At 67.1% G+C, this 17,285-nt stretch carries 13 protein-coding genes; 12 read left to right on the forward strand and 1 reads right to left on the reverse strand.

Annotated features, from left to right (window positions below):
• Positions 1–245: 245 nt before the first annotated feature.
• Positions 246–1,505 (forward strand): alpha/beta hydrolase, encoded by a 1,260-nt coding sequence (locus tag ACLJWH_RS27175; RefSeq protein ID WP_411144418.1) that lies wholly within the window; start codon positions 246–248, stop codon positions 1,503–1,505.
• A 482-nt stretch (positions 1,506–1,987) separates the two neighbouring features.
• Here ACLJWH_RS27175 and ACLJWH_RS27180 read toward each other — a convergent pair whose 3' ends face one another.
• Positions 1,988–2,713: a DUF4328 domain-containing protein gene (locus ACLJWH_RS27180; RefSeq protein WP_411144383.1), complete on the reverse strand. Its 726-nt coding sequence runs from the start codon at positions 2,711–2,713 to the stop codon at positions 1,988–1,990.
• Between the two features lie 886 nt (positions 2,714–3,599).
• On the opposite strand from ACLJWH_RS27180, the gene ACLJWH_RS27185 reads away from it, so the two are divergent.
• From ACLJWH_RS27185 to ACLJWH_RS27235, 11 genes are all read left to right on the forward strand, one after another.
• Complete coding sequence (locus tag ACLJWH_RS27185; protein ID WP_411144384.1) at positions 3,600–4,136, forward strand: DUF4158 domain-containing protein; 537 nt, start codon at positions 3,600–3,602, stop codon at positions 4,134–4,136.
• Positions 4,137–4,305: 169 nt separating this feature from the next.
• Positions 4,306–5,181: a hypothetical protein gene (locus ACLJWH_RS27190; protein ID WP_411144385.1), complete on the forward strand. Its 876-nt coding sequence runs from the start codon at positions 4,306–4,308 to the stop codon at positions 5,179–5,181.
• A gap of 551 nt (positions 5,182–5,732) precedes the next feature.
• Complete coding sequence (locus ACLJWH_RS27195; protein WP_411144419.1) at positions 5,733–5,879, forward strand: Tn3 family transposase; 147 nt, start codon at positions 5,733–5,735, stop codon at positions 5,877–5,879.
• A gap of 167 nt (positions 5,880–6,046) precedes the next feature.
• Entirely contained in the window at positions 6,047–6,655 is a 609-nt protein-coding gene (locus tag ACLJWH_RS27200) for a Tn3 family transposase (RefSeq protein ID WP_411144386.1), read from the forward strand.
• 435 nt (positions 6,656–7,090) lie between these two features.
• On the forward strand, positions 7,091–7,228 hold the full coding sequence (locus ACLJWH_RS27205) for a hypothetical protein (protein ID WP_411144387.1): 138 nt from the start codon (positions 7,091–7,093) through the stop codon (positions 7,226–7,228).
• Between the two features lie 88 nt (positions 7,229–7,316).
• Positions 7,317–7,820 (forward strand): hypothetical protein, encoded by a 504-nt coding sequence (locus tag ACLJWH_RS27210; RefSeq protein WP_411144388.1) that lies wholly within the window; start codon positions 7,317–7,319, stop codon positions 7,818–7,820.
• Between the two features lie 211 nt (positions 7,821–8,031).
• The gene (locus ACLJWH_RS27215; protein WP_411144389.1) at positions 8,032–11,367 is read left to right on the forward strand and encodes an ALF repeat-containing protein; all 3,336 of its coding nucleotides are present in this window, start codon (positions 8,032–8,034) and stop codon (positions 11,365–11,367) included.
• Between the two features lie 376 nt (positions 11,368–11,743).
• A complete protein-coding gene (locus ACLJWH_RS27220; RefSeq protein WP_411144390.1) occupies positions 11,744–13,189 on the forward strand; it encodes an FG-GAP-like repeat-containing protein in 1,446 nt (481 codons plus the stop codon).
• Positions 13,190–13,368: 179 nt separating this feature from the next.
• Entirely contained in the window at positions 13,369–15,387 is a 2,019-nt protein-coding gene (locus tag ACLJWH_RS27225) for a DNA/RNA non-specific endonuclease (RefSeq protein WP_411144391.1), read from the forward strand.
• 29 nt (positions 15,388–15,416) lie between these two features.
• On the forward strand, positions 15,417–16,460 hold the full coding sequence (locus ACLJWH_RS27230; RefSeq protein ID WP_411144392.1) for a hypothetical protein: 1,044 nt from the start codon (positions 15,417–15,419) through the stop codon (positions 16,458–16,460).
• A 44-nt stretch (positions 16,461–16,504) separates the two neighbouring features.
• On the forward strand, positions 16,505–17,143 hold the full coding sequence (locus ACLJWH_RS27235) for a DUF6461 domain-containing protein (protein ID WP_411144393.1): 639 nt from the start codon (positions 16,505–16,507) through the stop codon (positions 17,141–17,143).
• Positions 17,144–17,285 lie beyond the last annotated feature (142 nt).

The raw sequence follows: 17,285 nt of genomic DNA on the forward strand, positions 1-17,285 counted from the left end.
TTCATTCAGCCGGGGGTTGCCGGACGTCACAAGGGCAAGCATCAGCCGACGTCACAGCGGCACGAGTGGTCACGCGGCACGAGAAGTCGCAGCGATGAGCAGCAAAACGGCACAAGGGGAGGGCCATGTTTCACAGCGAGTTCGGCGGTGGTGGGGGTACGGACGAGGACGGTGGCCGTACGGGCGGAGAGGGCGCGCTGGAGCGCGGCGCCGATGGCGTCCCCGGGAGTGCGGGCGCCACCGGAATGGGCCGGCGGACCGTCGCCACGTCGGCCGTACTGGCCGGCGCGCTGCTGCTCACGGGTGGCGGCGTCGCACAGGCGCGGGCACGGTCCCAGGCGCAGGCACGGTCACAGACACAAGCGCGGTTACGGGCACGGGCACGGGTCACCGACGGTGTCACCGTGCGGCTGCCCGCGCCGACCGGTCCGCACCGGATCGGGGTCACCACGCTGCACCTGGTCGACCGCTCCCGGCGCGACCCATGGGACAGCGGCATCACCGTCCGGGAGGTGATGACCACGGTGTTCTATCCGGCGCGTGACGTCCGCGGTCACCCGGTCGCGCCGCAGCTGACCGCCGGGGCCGCGGAGTGGTTCGCGCGGCTCGACGTCCCCCTGCACCTGGGGCTGCCGGTGAGCGGGGTGGACTGGGCGGCCACCATGACCCATGCGCACACGGGCGCGCCCGCGCAGGCCGTCCGGCGGCCGGTGGTGCTGTACACCCCCGGAGGCGTCGACCCGCGCACCCTCGGCACCGGGATCGCCGAGGAGCTGGCGAGCCACGGCTACGTGGTGGTGACCATCGATCACCCCGGCGAGACCAGCGAGGTCGAGTTTCCCGGCGCGACAGGGCAAAGGGAGAAGATCCGCTGCACCGTCTTGCGGGGAGAGCCCGGCCCGGAGACCTTCCGCACCATGATCGACACCCGGATCGCGGACACCCGGTTCGTGCTGGACCAGCTGGCGGTGCTGGCCGCCGGGCGCAATCCCGACGCGGAGGGACGCGCGCTGCCGCAGGACCTCGGGCGTGCGCTGGATCTGCGGCGCGTGGGCATCTACGGCCACTCGGCCGGCGGCACCGCCGCGGCCGAGGCGATGTACGAGGACCGGCGCATCGGCGCGGCGGTCAACCTGGAGGGCTACCTGGACCACCCGCCGGAGCAGCCCGGCCAGGACGGTGAGCTGTTCCCGGTCGCCCGGTACGGGGTGGACCGGCCGCTGCTCCTGCTGGGCACCGACGGCTTCCGCGACGCGCGCTTCGACCGTTCCTGGTCGGCCATGCTCGCCCACCCACGGGGACACACCCGCCGACGGCAGCTCGACCACGCCACACACTGGGTGTTCACCGACTACGCCGTCATCGCGCCCCAGCTGCAAGCCGCCGGACTGATCCCCGCCGCCGCCCGGAACAACCTGGTCGGCACGATCTCCCCGGCAGTGTCGGTGCCCACGGTGCGGCACCACGTCCACACGTTCTTCGCCAGACACCTGCCACGACGCTGACCGGGAAACCAGGCAAAACCGAGCGCCGGGTGAACGAGAGACTCGATCACCCGGCGCTCGGTGCGCCTGCTCAGAGCCGCTGCCCGCAATGCCCGCGCCCCGCGGGCCGGTCCCCGGACGGGCTGCCCGGATGCGCCACCGGCGCGGAAACCGCCACCGCGCCCGCCCACTCCGCCGTCCGCGGCTCCCAGCACTCCACCGACCGCGCCATCGGCGAGAAACAGGCCGGCCTCCGCGAGGAAGCAGTCGCCACGCTCCTCAAGGCGGCGGAAGAAGCCCCCCTTGGGAAGTCCTGCGCCGCCCCCGGACCAAGCAGCTCGTCGAAGACCTGCGCCTGTCCGGCTTGGCGGTGATTCCGTTCTCACCTACGCAGCCAGCGGGAGTTTCGTAACGTGCACTCGACGGCGGTCTGCCCGGCGGCCGCACCGAAACTCTCCCACCCGGGTCCCGGACGGCATTCCGGCTCGAAAAAGGTCGTACCGCTAGAAGGCGGGCAGGTTCGGCACGAACGGCGGTGCGCTCGGGCCGCACAGGGCCTTCTCGTGCTGCATCTGCGTGAGGCGGCGTACGAAGAGGATCGCGAGGATCGCGGCCACGATGTCGAGGGCGTCGGTGAACAGCATCGAGCCGAGGGCACGCTGGATCTCTTCCGGAGTCTCGGCGCGGGCGTACTGACGGCCTGCCGCCCACCCGATGAACTCGGTCATCAGCCACAACGCCCACCACCAGTTGAGCAGCGCTGCGCCGCGCCGGTTCTCGACCGCGCTGGCGTTCCAGATGTCGAGGGCGATCCGGCGCGGGAACCACAGGTTGGCCACCGGGCAGATCCAGCCCCAGAACGTCCAGCCGCGCTTCTTCTCGTGGTACTCGGGGGCGAACACTTCGGCGTTGACCCGCGCCCGGTGGAACCAGACGAGGAACACCACGCAGGTCGCGATCAGCGCCGCGCTCTGCACGATCCCGGCCAGGCGGTACCGCAGGTCGGCGCTGTCGATCTCCTGGCTGGTGACGAAGCCGAAGTCGGACACGAGCCGGTTCAGCACGTCGAGCGACCGGTAACCGGCCCACACCGCGAACATGTCGGTGACGATGACCACGGCCAACAGAATCGAGACGGCCTTCGCGAGTCCGACAGGAGAGCGGAGAACGGCTCGCGGAGCGGGCTGGTACTGGTCGGGCGGCGGCGGTGCGACGGGAATGCTGGACATGCGGAAACCCCCACGGGTCTTGGTCAACTGATGCTTGCTGCGCACCGGGCCGCCTCTCCCGGAGCGGCCAGCACGCCACCGGAATTTATGTGATCCACATTCGTCGCGTCCAACGCAAAAACTACGAAAAACGCCCAGGCCGGCCCAGCTCTTCCGGCGGTTTCCCGAACCCCTCCTGGAAGGAGGACAGTTGTCCCATGCCCTTCCGGGGCGAGCAGTCCAGCGGAGTCGGCGGCGCAGCGGCACCCCCCGCTCGCCCCCGCTCCCCCGCGACATGTGATCCCCTGATAACGATTGCCCTTGGCGCCACCGCAACGACGCCACTACCGAGCAGCCCTGGCGCCGGGCCCGGCCGCGACCGGTAATTGCCTCGATCACGTTCCCAGCGACGGCGGAGCCGGTCGCGGCGTCGAGGTCCCACCCGGTCGCTGGCGCCGACTGGCTGGCCCCCGTCACCTCCGCTGTTTCCTGCGTGTGCGCAGACCAGCGGCCGCTCGTACACAGGCTCATCGAGCCGCGTCACGAACCACCCGGGGCAGGAGATCGCCCACCGTCGCCGCCCCGTCGGCCGGTCGGAGCCAGCGGTGACAGCGATCGGACGGCCGGCCACCACCGTCGCGGCCACCGCCCGCACCGGGTCGGTGTGCCTGGGCAGGGGCCTCCGACGGCCTGGCAGGTGGTCAGGTCCGACACCCGTCTCCCCGTGGGGCCGGAGGAGATACGGCCGAGACCCACATTTCATAGGCGATGAGTAGTGGGGCGGTTACGCTTGGGTGCCGTTGGTGGGTTCCGTTGACGTTCGGGGCTTTCAGCTCTGGCCGGTGACTGGCGGCCTGTCAGATGATCTTCTCCGAGATCGTGGTGTTGGTTCTTGGAGTGGCGGACTGTGGCGTCGGTGGAGCGGACGGCGTATCCGCGCTTCAAGCGGGTGGTATCGGCACGGGAGCTGGCGGAGTTTTTCACGCCGTCGCTGGAGGAGACGGCGTGGGAGCGGTCGCGTACCCGGTCGCCGGAGGGCTTGCTGGCTTTGGCGCTGTGGCTGAAGTCGTGCCAGCGACTGGGCTACTTCGCCGCGCTGGCCACTGTCCCGGCGGCCGTCGTCGATCACGTACGGGCCCGTCTGGGCCTTGGTACTGAAGTTATGCCGAGCGCGGGTGTGCGCGCGGGGGAGAACTACCGTACCTGGATACGGGAATGTCTCGGATTGGTGCGGGATCCGGCGCGGGCGCGGGAGATCGCGGTGGCGGCGACGGAGGCGGCGGCGCCGGTGAAGGCACACTCTGCGGATCTGGTGAATGTGGCGTTGGAGGAGATAGTCCGGGCGGGGCTGGAGCTGCCAGGGTTTTCCACCCTGGACCGGATGGCGGCCTCGGTGCGGGCGCGGGTGGAGGGGAGATCTGCGCGGGGATCGTGTCCCGGATGAGCGGGGCGGCCCGCGCCCGCGTCGCTGGTTTGCTTGAGGTGGCGGATGGTGAGTGCCGGAGTGCGTTCGATGTGATGAAGGAGCCGGGGCGACGGGCGACATGGTCGAAATTCCGTACACACGCGGAACGCGTGGATGCTCTGGGTGATTCTGGCTGTGGGTGGGGAAGGTGGCGTCGGCGAAGGTGGCCTCGCTGGCCGCGCAGGCCCGCGTGCTGAGTGTGGGTGAGATGAAGGACATCACCGAGCCGCGCCGGACGGCCATGCTCGCCTGTCTGGTCGCGGAGGTGCAGACAAAAGCACGGGATGAGTTCGTGACGATGCTGTGCAAGCGCATGGCCCAGCACGTCCGGCGCGCTGAGGAGGAGCTCGCGGAGATCGAGAAGCGGCAAAAGGAGGTCACCGAGCAGCTGCTCCTCGCCTACCGGGAAGTCCTCTCCGTGCTGAAAGACCCCGCCGGGAACGGCGGGAGCGCTGAGAGTTCGCTGGATGACGTGCTGGCGTTGAAGCTGGCGCGGGAGGCGGTCGAGCGGGCGGGCGGGTTCGATGCCCAGCTCGGTCAGATCGAGGCCCTGGCAGCGCACCACGGTAATAACTTCACGCCGCTGGTGGAGCGGTTCTTCCGTCCGGACCGGCCGACGATGTTCGAGCTCGCGCGGAAGCTGATGTTCGTGGCGACCTCGCAGGACCGGTCGATGCTGGACGCCCTGGAGCACGCGCTCGCACACCAGAACCTGACCCGCCCGATGATCTCCGACACCCCACCGACCCCGGTCGTTCGTGACGCCGCCGACGGGACCGCGGTTGAGCCACCGGGGCCGTTGGACTTGTCGTTCGCGTCGAAGAACTGGCTCAAGACCGTCTATGCCAAGGACCAGCCCGGGACAGTTGGTGCGCCGACACTTCGAGACGATGGTCTTCGCCTACCTGGTGGAGGAGCTGCGGTGCGGGGATATCGCGGTCATCGGCTGCGAGGAATACGGCGACTGGACCACGATGCTCCTACCCTGGGACGAGTGCGTGCCCAAGCTCGCGGCATTCTGTGAGGAGGCTGGATTGCCGCCCACCGCCCAGGGCTTCACTGCCCGTCTGAAGCAGCACCTAACCGAGGTGGTCCATCGGGTGGATGACGGCTATCCGGACAATGCTGACCTGACGGCCGATCCGCTAACGGGGGTGCCCTCGCTCAACGCGCGCAAGGGCACGGACCGTACCGCCTCGGCGGAGGCCGTGGATGCCGAGTTGTCCGGGCGTCTGCCGGCCCGCTCGGTGCTGGATCATCTGGGGCGGGCGGCGCACTGGACGGGGTGGTGGCACCGGCCGGGCCCGTTGTCCGGGTCGGACCCGAAGCTTCGGGATCCGCTGTCCCGTTATGTAGTTACCGCGTTCACCTATGGATGCAATCTCGGCCCGGCGCAGGCCGCCCGCCATATGCGCGGCAGCGTGACCGCGCACGAACTCGGAGCGATCGCGCAGCGCCATTTCACCACCCGCAATCTCGGCAGGGCCGGGGCAGATGTCATCAACACTTACACGGATCTCGACCTCACTACGGAGTGGGGGGGACGGTTCGGTGGCGGCGGTGGACGGTACGATGATGGATACCGTCATCGACAACCTCCTGGCCGAAACCAGCATTCGCTACGGGGGTTTCGGCGGGATCGCGTACCACCTTGTCGCCGACACCTATATCGCGCTCTTTTCCCGATTCATACCCTGCGGGGCCTGGAAGCGGTCTATCTGATCGATGCGATGCTCGCCAACGAGTCGTCGGTGCAGCCCGGTGCGGTGCATGCGGATACGCAAGGGCAGTCGTTTCCGGTCTTCGGACTCGCCTAGCTCCTCGGTATCGATCTGCTCCCGCGTATCCGGAACTTTCAGGATCTGACCTTCCACCGCCCTGATCCCGCGGTGCGCTATCGGCATATCGACGCCCTGTTCAGCTCCGATCCGCGCACCGCGATCGACTGGGCGCTGATCGAGAAGGGCTGGCCCAACCTCCTGCAGGTCGCCCTCTCGGTCAAGGAGGGCACCGTCTCCTCCGTCACGCTCCTGCGCCAGCTGAACAACCGCTCGCGCAAGAACCAGGTCTACCGGGTGTTCCGCGAGGTCGGACGCGCCGTGCGTACGGTCGTGCTGCTCAGGCACTTGTCGGAATCCGGACTGCGGGAGCAGATCAGCAGGGCGACCAACAAGGCCGAGGCCTATAACGGGTTCACGAAATGGCTGGCGTTCGGCAACCATGGCCTGCTCACGTCTCGTGATCCGGAGCAGCAGGAGAAGACGGTCAAGTTCCTCGGCCTGGTGGCTTCCAGTGTCATCTTCTCCACGACGGTCGACATGACCACCGTCCTGCGGCAGATGGCTGCCGAGGGGTGGAGCGTGTGTGGCGAGGATCTCGCTGTGATCAGCCCGCACCGGCGTGACAATGTCCTGCGCTTCGGTGACTACGACACCGAAGGTCTCCATGTCCCACCCGGCGCCTATGACCCATCGCTCGACTGGGGATCTCCTGCGTGAGCAGGCCAGCCGCCGTACGTGGGCTTGCAGCGCTGTCAGCGCTCGGGGGCCTCTTCCGTCGCAGCGTCAGCCCCGAGCGTTGGCTGCCGACTTTCTTGGCCAGCTCGGCGAAGGTCACCTTGGTTTCGAGGATGTTGACGCCAACAAGAAGACCGATCTCGTCGCGCTACGGGACCGACGACAAGGTCGCTTGCTCGCGTCAGCACAGGGGCTCCTCCTGGCGATGACTGGAGCTGTGTCAGACGCCCGCCGCCCAGGAGGCATCCGGCTATCCGTCAGGTGGAAATGAATGGCGCGCAAGATCCGTCCGCCGTTCGGCTTTGTCGCGGGCGTTGCTGCGCCGCCGGGCGTGCGCACTCGCCGCGCTGAGAGACGGTCGCCTGGACAGGTCGAGCCCCCAGAAGCAATCCTCGTAGAGATTTTACAAATCTTTTAATGCAGACGGCAACAACCATGACTAATGGTGGCATACCTCACAGCAAAAATGACCGTTTTGCGCGTCATGTCGCTCATTACTGGATGGATCTTCTTTTGCCTTTCATTGATACTCATTGGCCGGTGATCAACCTGTGAGTCTGCGGGTGCCAGCCCGCGGTGGGGGGTGACGCACCACCTGGTGGGTAAGCCCGCAGCAACTCGACGAGCTTTCAGAAAGAGAACAATGCGCCGACTGGCAAGAATTGGGTTGCTGAGTGGTTTCGTTTCCGTGCTTGCGCTTTCCTTGCTGCAGGCCATTCCCGGGGAATCTCGCGCTGCGCCGAATGAGCAGCCCGCGGGAGATGACATGCCGTACGCAGTGGAAGACTTCAACTACCCGAACGCCGACAAGATTTTTGCCGAAAAGGGCATAACGCTGAAGCGAGGGGACGGACACATTACGCTCGCTTCCTGTGTAAGCGAGCAGGGACTCCTTGAGGTCTGGTCTCGGAAGAATGAAAAGGTCTGCTTTCGCGTCACGGGGAACTCGGGCTACTTGACTCTCGAAATACCGCAGGTCTTCGGCTTCAAGGGCAATGACTACCAAACCACCGTGGATATGACCGTTGTAGATACCGGTGAAGAAAAGTCGTTCGACATCAGGAAGAACACGTGGACTCCGGTAGGCGAGACTGCGGATACCGGCGGCGACAATCACACGCTGGTAGAGATATCGACCAAGAAATAGGACGCGCTCTACTCTCTCCGGTGGCGCAGTGTGCATTTTGCTGATCTGCGTACGGTGGCGGCGCGGTCAGGGAGATCCATGCAGCCACTGGCAGTCCTTTCCGGCGACCACTGCGGGCATTTTTGGCCACCGGGTTCTGCTGACGCTGGACGGCAGAACCCGGTGATGCTCAGTCTTCTTTCTGACGGCCATGACTAGACAAGGTTTTTTCGTGCAGACAACGTTCTGGAACCGTCGTCGTTTCGTCGCCGCCGTAGCGGCCACTGCGGCTGCCTCGTCGACGCCCTTGCTGTTTACTACGCCAGCCCGGGCCGCCGGCAAGACCGCGGACACAGTTCCCCTGGCCCTGCCGGATACGGACCGGGCCAAAGCGGTCAAGGCATGGGTCACGGGCGGAAAGGCGGTCAAGGAGGCCGCCGCCTACGCCCTCAGTGGCACCGACAAGGACATCACCGTGTTCCTCACCGAGCAGTTGCCCAAGGCAACGCTGGAGGACAACCGAGTCGCCGTTCTCACCTACCTCGCCCACGGCGGCAAGGGGACTCGTCGGGACGCGGACGAGGCCCTGAAGACCGGTGACGATGCCATCGCCGCCTTTGTGAAAGATGGGTACCGCTCGTCCATCACCGAGGACATGCGGGTGTCGACCCTCGCCGTGATGAACACCGGCGGTGTTGCCGTCAAGCGGGAGGGCAATGCTGCACTGAACGCCGAGACGGACCAGGCTCTGGAGAAGTTCCTCACCGCCGGCCAGTACGAGGCCCGGCTGGAAGACTTGCGCGTGGAGATCACCCGCAGTCTCAACACTGCCGGCCCCGAGGTGACAAAGTACGCGAACCGCGCGCTGAGCGGCACTGCGGACGACGTCCAGTGGTATCTCGACACCGGCCAGCACATCGCACGGGCAAGGGACCAGGAAGCAGCCACGATCGACCAGCTCGTCGCCATTGTGACGCACGAGGCCAAGCTCACCCGCGAGAAGACCGACCTGGCTGTGGAAGCCTCCGAACGGGCCACCACAGCCGCCGAAAATGCCAAAAAAGCGGCCGAGGAAGCCAAGTCGCAGGCCGAGAAGGCGAAGGAAAACGTCCAATTGTCGGCCGACGCTGCCCGGAAGGCCGCCGCCGCCGCCAGCGGCGCCGCCTCCGCTGCCCGGACCGCCATCCGTGCTTCCACCGCCGCAGTCACCGCCTCGCGCCGGGCCTCCCTGGCCGCCACCGCCGCCTCGCAGGCCGCATCCGCGGCCGGATCCGCCGCATCGCGCGCCTACAACGCCGCGATCGCCGCGTCCAAGGACGCCTCGAAGACCAGCCAGGCCAAGGACGCCGCCATCGCCGCCCGCAATGCGGCAGCCAAGGCTCGCTCCGCGGCCGCAGCCGCTGATCAGGCGGCCATAGCCTCGGACCAGGCAGCCAGCGCCGGGCAGTCGGCTGCGTCCGCTGCGCGCAACGCCTCCGCCGCCGCCAATGCCTCCGCCCAAGCAGCCGCTTCGGCAGGTGCGGCCCAGTCGAAGGCAGCTGAGGCCAAGCGGCAAGCTGCGATCGCCTCATCCGCCGCGAACCAGGCCACCAACGCCGCCTCTCGGGCCCAGGCCCTGGCCAGCGCCGCCGCGACAAACGCACGTACCGCCCACAAGGCCGCCAATGCCGCCGCCGAGCACGCGGAGAAGGCCGCCGACGCGGCAGACGAGGCAGTCAAGTACGCCGGACAGGCAGTCGACTTCGCCAACAAGTCCACCGCCTACGCCGAGGAAGCCGTCAAGGCAGCCAACACCGCCACCCAGGCCGTCGAGGATGCCATCAAGGTGGAGCAGAAGGCCCGCGAGGCGGAAATGGCCCGCCTGGAGGAGGACCGAAAGCAAGGACTAGAGGAAGCTGCAGTCCTCGCGAAGATCGATGCGACCGACCGCGCGGCCACTGCGAACAAGCGCACCCAGGAGCAGCAGACCGACCAGGCCATCAAGGACCTCATCACCAAAGCGGAACAGGCACTCGCGCGCGACGATCTCAGCGTCGCCGCGACGCTCGGGCGCAAGGCGGCCGTAGGACTGCTGGACACCAAGGGGACCTGGACCCGTGAGGCCGCCCGCTTCGCCCTGTCCGGGACCGACGACGACATCCTGTCCTGGATCGACCTCGACCGGCAGATCGCTGCCTCCCAGGACGATCGGGAAACCACCCTGTTCATGGCACAGGTTTCCGAGCCTGCCGTCGCAAGTGCTGCGGCAACCGCGCTGGCCAGTGACCGCCCCACGGGTGACTTCAACACCTCCGGTGTGATCAAGGCCCGGGAGATGGAAAACCGCGTCAACATCTTCCGCGTCCTGTCCACCAAGCCCGGCAAGGCGGTCACCGCCGCATGCAACAAGGCAATCGACACCGACACGCCGGAAGCACTGCAGAAGTTCTTCGACGTCGACCTTCCCGCAGCGGTCGAGGAGGACGACGCCGTCACCACCTTGACGATCATCGCCCACGGAGGCGCCTACTCCAAGGCATACGCCGACGTCGCCGCGGAAGGGCCGGCGTGGATGCGCCGGAAATTCGTCGACTCCATCCAACACCTCGCCGCGCAGCTCGACTTCGACTCCCTGTGCCATGCCTCCGCCATGAAGGCGTCCATCGCCACCGCGGCCAAGATCGCCCAGGAAGCCCAGCAGGACGCAGCACTGGCTACCAAGGTCGCCAAGGAAGCCCGTGGCAAGGCCGCCGAGGCCCAGCAGTGGGCTCAAAAGGCGATCAACTCCGCCAATGCCGCCCGCGGCTACGCCGACGAGGCCCGGAACAACGCTCAAGCGGCCGACAAGTCGGCCGCCGACGCGAAAGCCTCGGCAGACAAGGCCAAGAACGCGGCCGCCACCGCCCGAAGCGCCTCCCGCTCGGCGAACTACTCAGCGAACCGCGCCATCGATGCCGCCCGCAGCGCTCTCGCCTCTTCCTACAGCGCCAGTGCGTCCGCTGCCAACGCGCGCCAGTCCGCAGTCACCGCCGGCCGAGACGCGAAGGCTGCGGCCGTCGCCGCCAGTGAGGCCCTCAAGACGGCTGCTGATATGCGGGCAGCTGAGCTGGAGAAGGCCGCCCGGGAGGCTGCGCAGGAGTCGCAAAAGGACCGGGACAACAAGCGCAACCCCTCTGATTCCGGGACCAACGACGAGGTTAACCCGAAGGGGACCGAATCCGGTAAGAAGGATTGGTGGAAGGATCCCAAGTGGTGGGCCGACACCGCCGACACGGTGAGTGTGGCAACAGGGCTCCTCGGTACCGGATTCGCGGTCGCGTGCGTGTTCTGGCCGGCAGCTCCGGTCCTCGGCAGCATCTCCGCAGTCTGCTTCGGTATCTCGTTCGCAGCCGCCGGCATCAGCGCCATCGCCACCGGTATCGAGCACGGCTTCACGAGCGGGGAATTCGTCACTGCCATTGGCCGCCAAGCACTGCAGGTCATGACGCGAGGCGCGGGGAAGGTCGCTTCCGCCGTGAAGCCGGTTATCCGAAAGGTCGAAGAAGTAGCCGAAGACGTCATATCCCCCATCACAAAGATTTTTTCTTAAGCAATCGAAACATGCACCAGGCCGCCCTCAACATCCTTGCGTGAAAAGCAGAACGTCATGCATTTCCTTCGATTAGTGAAGTGTCGCGCTTCCGATCACGAAGGAAATGCACCGCAAGTGAGCCGTGCTGGTCCCCGGGGTCCGCGGCGTTCGAATGTCATGAAGCACCGTGGCCCCGTACAGCCCAGCCGCTGGCCCCCCCTGCAGAGCTCGGCGCCCTCGGACTGACTTCACGCAAGCCCCTTCACTCAATGCCAAATCGCTCGTAGACAGGAACATCGACATGCGTGCCAGACGCTCTCGCATCGGCCTTGCCTCACTATGTGCCACTGCCGCCATCACAGCCAGTCTGATAACTGCTCCGATCGCTAATGCAGTGGTAGGCGCAGCCGCAAAGGACGGCTCTTACCCCGCGGCGAACCTCGACATTGGCGGCATCCGCAACTGCTCGGCCGTGCTCATCGATGAGCAGTGGCTGCTCACCGCTGCCAGCTGCTTCGCCGACAACCCCGCCCAGAGCCTGAAGGTCCCCGCGGGCGCGCCGAAGTTGAAGACCACCGCCACTATCGGCCGCACGGACATGACCCAAGGCGGCGGCAGCGTCACGGACGTCGTCGCCCTGGTCCCCCGCAGCGACCGGGACCTGGTCATGGCCAAGCTCGCCAGCCCCGTCACCGGCATCACCCCCGCCACCCTCGGCACTACTGCCCCGCGCCAGGGTGAGAGCCTCACGGCCAGCGGCTACGGCCGTACCAAGGACCAGTGGGTGCCCGACCGCCTGCACAGCGCCCAGTTCTCCCTGCAGAAGCTGCAGGACACCTCGGTAAGCATCGCCGGCACCTCGGACGGCGCCGCCATCTGCGCCGGCGACACCGGCGGCCCCATCCTGCGCGAGCACGACAGCACCTACGAGCTCACCGGGGTCAGCAGCCGCTCCTGGCAGGGCGGTTGCTTCGGTCATGAGGACGAGAAGCGTACCGGCGCTCTCATCACCCGCACCGACGACATTGCCGACTGGATCCAGACAGTGCGTCTGACGACGAAGTTCCAGAATGTCAGCGACGTGATCACCTCGGCCGACTTCAATGGCGACGGCCGCACCGATGTTGCCGCCGTCATGAACGACGGCAACCTGCACGCCTTCTACGCCAAGCCCGACGGCACCCTGCAGTACGGCCGCGAGCTGTGGACCCACGATGGCACCTGGAAGGGCTACCAGCAGATCATCGGTGGCGACTTCAACGGCGACGGCCAGGGCGACATCATCGCGCGCGGCGACGACGGCCAGCTCTTCCTCTACGCCGGCACCCCCAACGGCAAACTGAAGCCGCGCGTGGAGGTCTGGTACGACAAGTCCTGGAAGGGGATGTCCCAGATCGTGCGCTACCGCGCCGATGACTCCGGACGAGATGGCCTGGCCGCCGTGTGGGGTGACGGCTCGCTGCACGCCTACACCACCAAGGCCGACGGCACCCTCAGCGGAGCCAAGCGCGACCTGTGGTACGACAAGTCCTGGGACGGCATGCGCATCCTGTCCAGCGGTGACTTCAACACCGACGGCAGAGACGACATCGTCGCCACCGACCCCGACGGCGGCTTCCGCCTCTACACCGGCAACGCCCAGGGCACCGTCACCCGCGCCCCTGACCTCTGGTACGACAAGTCCTGGCGCAATATGCGCGCCCTGCTCGGCGGCGACTTCAACGGCGACGGTAAGGCCGACATCGCCGCCCGCTGGAGCGACCGCAGCCTGCACCTCTACACCGGCAATGGCAAGGGCACCCTGGCCGCCGGGCCCGCCATGTGGCCCAGCGCTTCCTGACCAACTGGACTGCATGCACGACGTGGTGAGCGCCGGCCTTCGCAGCCATGCGCTCACCACGTGAGCAATGTCCGCTTCGCCACGCCTCCACGGAGATGTGGGGCCGTGAGTCTTCGGCATTTTCCGTTAGGGCCTGTGCGGTCGGGCGCAGCCCGTCCACCGCTGCCCGGGGGCACCGCATGTCCGGTATATCCGCCGCCCCCTCCACCAAGACAAAGAAGAGAGATCTGACGAACATGCACGAGATACGCCCCAGAGGCGCAGCCCGAAGACGTGCCCGGTCGACCGTACTCGCCGTACTGGCCGCGGTGACGCTGGGGCTCACCACGACGGGCATGGCCCCGGTGCGACAGGACGCGGACGAGAAGCCGCGGCAGATCGGCAAGGTGGACCAGACCGACCGGCCCGACGCTCCAACCCCCGCCACCGAGACCAGCTCCTTCCCGAAGGAGTCCGGGGAACGCTGCGAGCCCACGAAGGCAGGCTCGAAGGAGCGCCGGGTGGGCGCCGTCAACGCCTGTGTGAGCGTCAGCCCCGCCCCTCCCCGCCCCTCCCCGGCCCGGCTTGCCTCGGCCCGGCTCGCCTCGGTACGGCCGCTCGCCGCCGGCAGCTGCGACATCACCAATCCCGGCAGCTACTCGTACGAACGCTTCAGGTACTGCGTGACCGGGGTGAACGTCCTCTACACCCTGCGCGACGGCAACGCCAAGGAGATCGGGCGCGGCACCCTGGAAATCTCCACCGATGCGTCACTGTCCGCGAAGAAGAAGACGTGGGACGAGCAGGTCACCGTGAAGATGACTGGTGCGAGCGGGGATGTCACCGCCCTCAACGCCAAGTTCCGTGCCTCCTGCACGACCGGCTGCACAGCAACGAAGACCGCGCCCTGGTACGGCGGCGCCCTCACTGTGGGGCAGTCCGTTACCGGCTCCGTCTCCTACTCCTCGGCCCCCGCGGCGGGCGCCGTCGCAGAGTTCAACACCTCGTACAAGCTGTACGTGACGTCCCCGGGCGCTACGGCCGTCGACCCGAATGCATCGTGGGACAATCCGCGCAAGATCCGCTGTGACGATGCGGTCGGGGGCACCTCGTCGGCCGGCTGCGCCGTCCCCTCGATCATGCCCGTCGTGCCGATGAGCGCGCAGAGCTCGGACCCGGGCGGCGCCGTGGCCGCCTACCAGTGGGCCCAGAAGAACCTCAACGACGCCTGGGGCAAGGGCAAGCCACTGACCCGGTCAACGAGCGACGTGGCCGACCGCAAGGGCCGCACCTGCGGAGGCTTCGATGGGCTGCCGGAGCTCGTCGACACCGACACCTGCGGCGAGTTCCCCTTCGCCGAGGCGAAGGAAGGGGGAACCGACGGCGCCCAGTGCGTCGAGGTGATCCCCAACCTCGGCAACCGCGAATGGGACACGTACGTACTGGGCGAAAGCCGCGATCTGGACCGGACCCGGCCCTGTGTGCGTGCCCATGTCTCCGCCGCCGACCAGCAGTTCGCCGAGGCCAAGCTCACCGAGGGCTTCGCGGACCAGCGAGTGATCGACGCCGACCAGTTCGAGGTGAAGTTCACCACGCCGGACACCGGCCCGCACGGCCGCTGCCTGAACACCACGCCGGCCGGTTCGCTTCCCAACGGCGACGGATGGATCCTGAACAGTGCCGAGCCGGTCCCGCACGTCAACAAGACGATCACCCCGATCGGCCTGGCCGGCGCCCGGCCGACCCAGGCGCAGGCGTGCCTGGGCAGGGCGACGGTCAAGGGCACCGCTGCCTCGGGTGACATCACAGGCTGGAGGGACGCGCAGAAGTTCAACACGGACAACCCGCCCACTTCCTCGCAGGCCCGGTGCCACCTGATCGCGAACATCCTCGGCGGAAAGGGCCAGATCAGGGACGGCGGTCAGAACAACCTCGTCCCCTGCTGGCAGTCGGGGATGAACACCGGCACGCCCAGCATGCGGACCTACGAGACCATGGCGCAGAACATGATCAAGGGTGATGTCGGCCTCTTCGGAGCGGACGACGCGATCTTCTACCAGGTGACGCCCGTCTACAAGGACGCGACGAGCACGATCCCGGTGGGAGTCACGATGAAGGCTAATATCGAACGGGCGAACGGGGCCACTGAGGAGCTGTTCCCCAACGTCTACGTCCCCAACACCAAGGGCAACACCGGGTTGCTCAACCTCGGTAACTGATCAACCAGTTCGCGCCATCGGGAGTCAGCATGAGTTTCACCACCCCGCCGCGGCCACTTGACGTGACCTCGCTCTTCCCTCAACTAGCCCCGCTGGCGCGAACGGCGACCCGGCTGCACCCGCGGCCCGGGTCTCCGTCCGTGCACGACAGCTCCGTTGGCGGGCCGCTGCTGTGGCCCGCCAACGAACCGTGGCCCCACTGCGAAGGACCGCACGACAGTCGCACGGCGAGCGTGGTGCACTCCCCGGACGACATCCGGCTCCTGCGCCGAGGCCGCGCGGCGGCGGCCGAGCGGCAGCTCCGCGATCCCCAGGCACCCGCGGCCATGCCTGAGGAGCGGGAGACCGCGCGGAGGATCGCAAAGGGCCGCCCGTGGTTCGACGGCCCGATCCCCATGCTGCCCGTGGCCCAGCTCTACGCCCGCGACGTCCCTCTCCCGAGCAGCCCTCCCGACGCCGATCTCCTCCAAGTCCTGTGGTGCCCCTTCGACCACATGGAGGCACACCCCCGGACCGCCCTCTTCCGGCGGTCCTCCGCCACCGTCACCGACGTGCTCGACGCACCGCCCGAGCCGCCCGTGATCCAGTTCGACTGGTACCTCCCGGAGCCGTGCTTGCTCGCACCAGAGCAGGTCACCGAGTACCCCAACCCCATGCAGCTGAGCGAGGAGTTGCAGGATCAGCTGGGCGACCTGAGCCGGTGGGAGGCGGCCGGATCCGCGTGGGACAGCTCGTACGACGTCGCCCCGCAGGAGTTCTACCTGAACATGCTGTCCCACTCCCCCGGCTGGAAGACCGGCGGCTGGACCCGCTGGGGCCTCACCGACCCCATGCCCCGCCCCTGCCCGGAATGCGGCACCGAGGCGATGCCGCTCCTCACCATCGCGTCTGCGGAATGGGACTCCAGTAGCGAGAGCTGGGCCCCCGAGGAGGAACGGACGAACCCGACTCCGCTCCTCCTCGGCACCCCGCCCGCGAACTTCACTCTCATCGACATCGCCGGCGGCTACGACCTGCAACTCCACGCCTGTCCGGCATCCCCGGGCCATCCGCACATTGAGCTGATCCAGTAAGCAAGTCTGACGCTCACAAAGCCGCTGCGCACACAGTCGTTTGTGTGGCTCGCCTCAATCCGGGTGAGCCGCACAAGACGCAGAAAATCAAATTCAATACGACAAGGCGCACCATGATTTTAGCTGATGAATTGGGTTGGACGTACGAAGATCTGGTGTGCTTCAACCTCGTGCGGGGACGTACTCCGGATGATGTTCTGAGGCTTTACGAGGCGGATTCTTCGCAGGCCCGGACCATGACGAGGGAACAGGCAGATGAAGAGTTCGACAGCCCTCCTGACATCGGGTCTGTCTTGCGCGTCGGGCTCGCAGGCTCCTGGTCGTTCTGCTTGGAAATCGCCTGGGAGCCTGAAGGGTTCGATACGGGTCTGCTCAAGCGCCTCTCGGCCGGAACTGACGCTATCCACTACTTTCGGAACCCCAAGGGGGGAGTTTTCGTCAAGCACTTGAGGGACGGAGAGATCCTGGAGCACTTCGATCTCGGCCTACCCGAACCTATTCCCGGGAAGGATGCTCCTTTGAGCCTTGCCGAGGACTTCCGGAGGAGGGCGAGCGCTCGTCCCTACGGCGATGACGGCTTCGACGAGATCTGGGCCGTCCTCAGCCACCTCACTGGTGTTCCGCTGGACGATGACCTCATCAACGGTCCGCTACCGACGGTGCTCAGGAATCCGTACGCATAGAAGGTACGCCTGACCAACGGTGCCGCATCGGCCGGGCGGCCCGGGAATGAGATTACTTGTGCCACCCGGCACTTCAGTGAGGCCATACCCGTCCGCCCCCGCCAGGAACGAGACCCAGACCCGGGGCTTCGTCGCCTCAGCG

The organism is Streptomyces sp. x-80 (assembly GCF_046549095.1).
Lineage (GTDB): Bacteria > Actinomycetota > Actinomycetes > Streptomycetales > Streptomycetaceae > Streptomyces > Streptomyces celluloflavus.

Coding starts and splice junctions, on each gene's coding strand:
- ACLJWH_RS27175 (WP_411144418.1), top strand. CDS start 246: ATGGGCCGGCGGACCGTCGCCACGTCGGCCGTACTGGCCGGCGCGCTG.
- ACLJWH_RS27180 (WP_411144383.1), bottom strand. CDS start 2,713: ATGTCCAGCATTCCCGTCGCACCGCCGCCGCCCGACCAGTACCAGCCC.
- ACLJWH_RS27195 (WP_411144419.1), top strand. CDS start 5,733: ATGGATACCGTCATCGACAACCTCCTGGCCGAAACCAGCATTCGCTAC.
- ACLJWH_RS27205 (WP_411144387.1), top strand. CDS start 7,091: ATGCAGACGGCAACAACCATGACTAATGGTGGCATACCTCACAGCAAA.
- ACLJWH_RS27210 (WP_411144388.1), top strand. CDS start 7,317: ATGCGCCGACTGGCAAGAATTGGGTTGCTGAGTGGTTTCGTTTCCGTG.
- ACLJWH_RS27225 (WP_411144391.1), top strand. CDS start 13,369: ATGTCCGGTATATCCGCCGCCCCCTCCACCAAGACAAAGAAGAGAGAT.
- ACLJWH_RS27230 (WP_411144392.1), top strand. CDS start 15,417: ATGAGTTTCACCACCCCGCCGCGGCCACTTGACGTGACCTCGCTCTTC.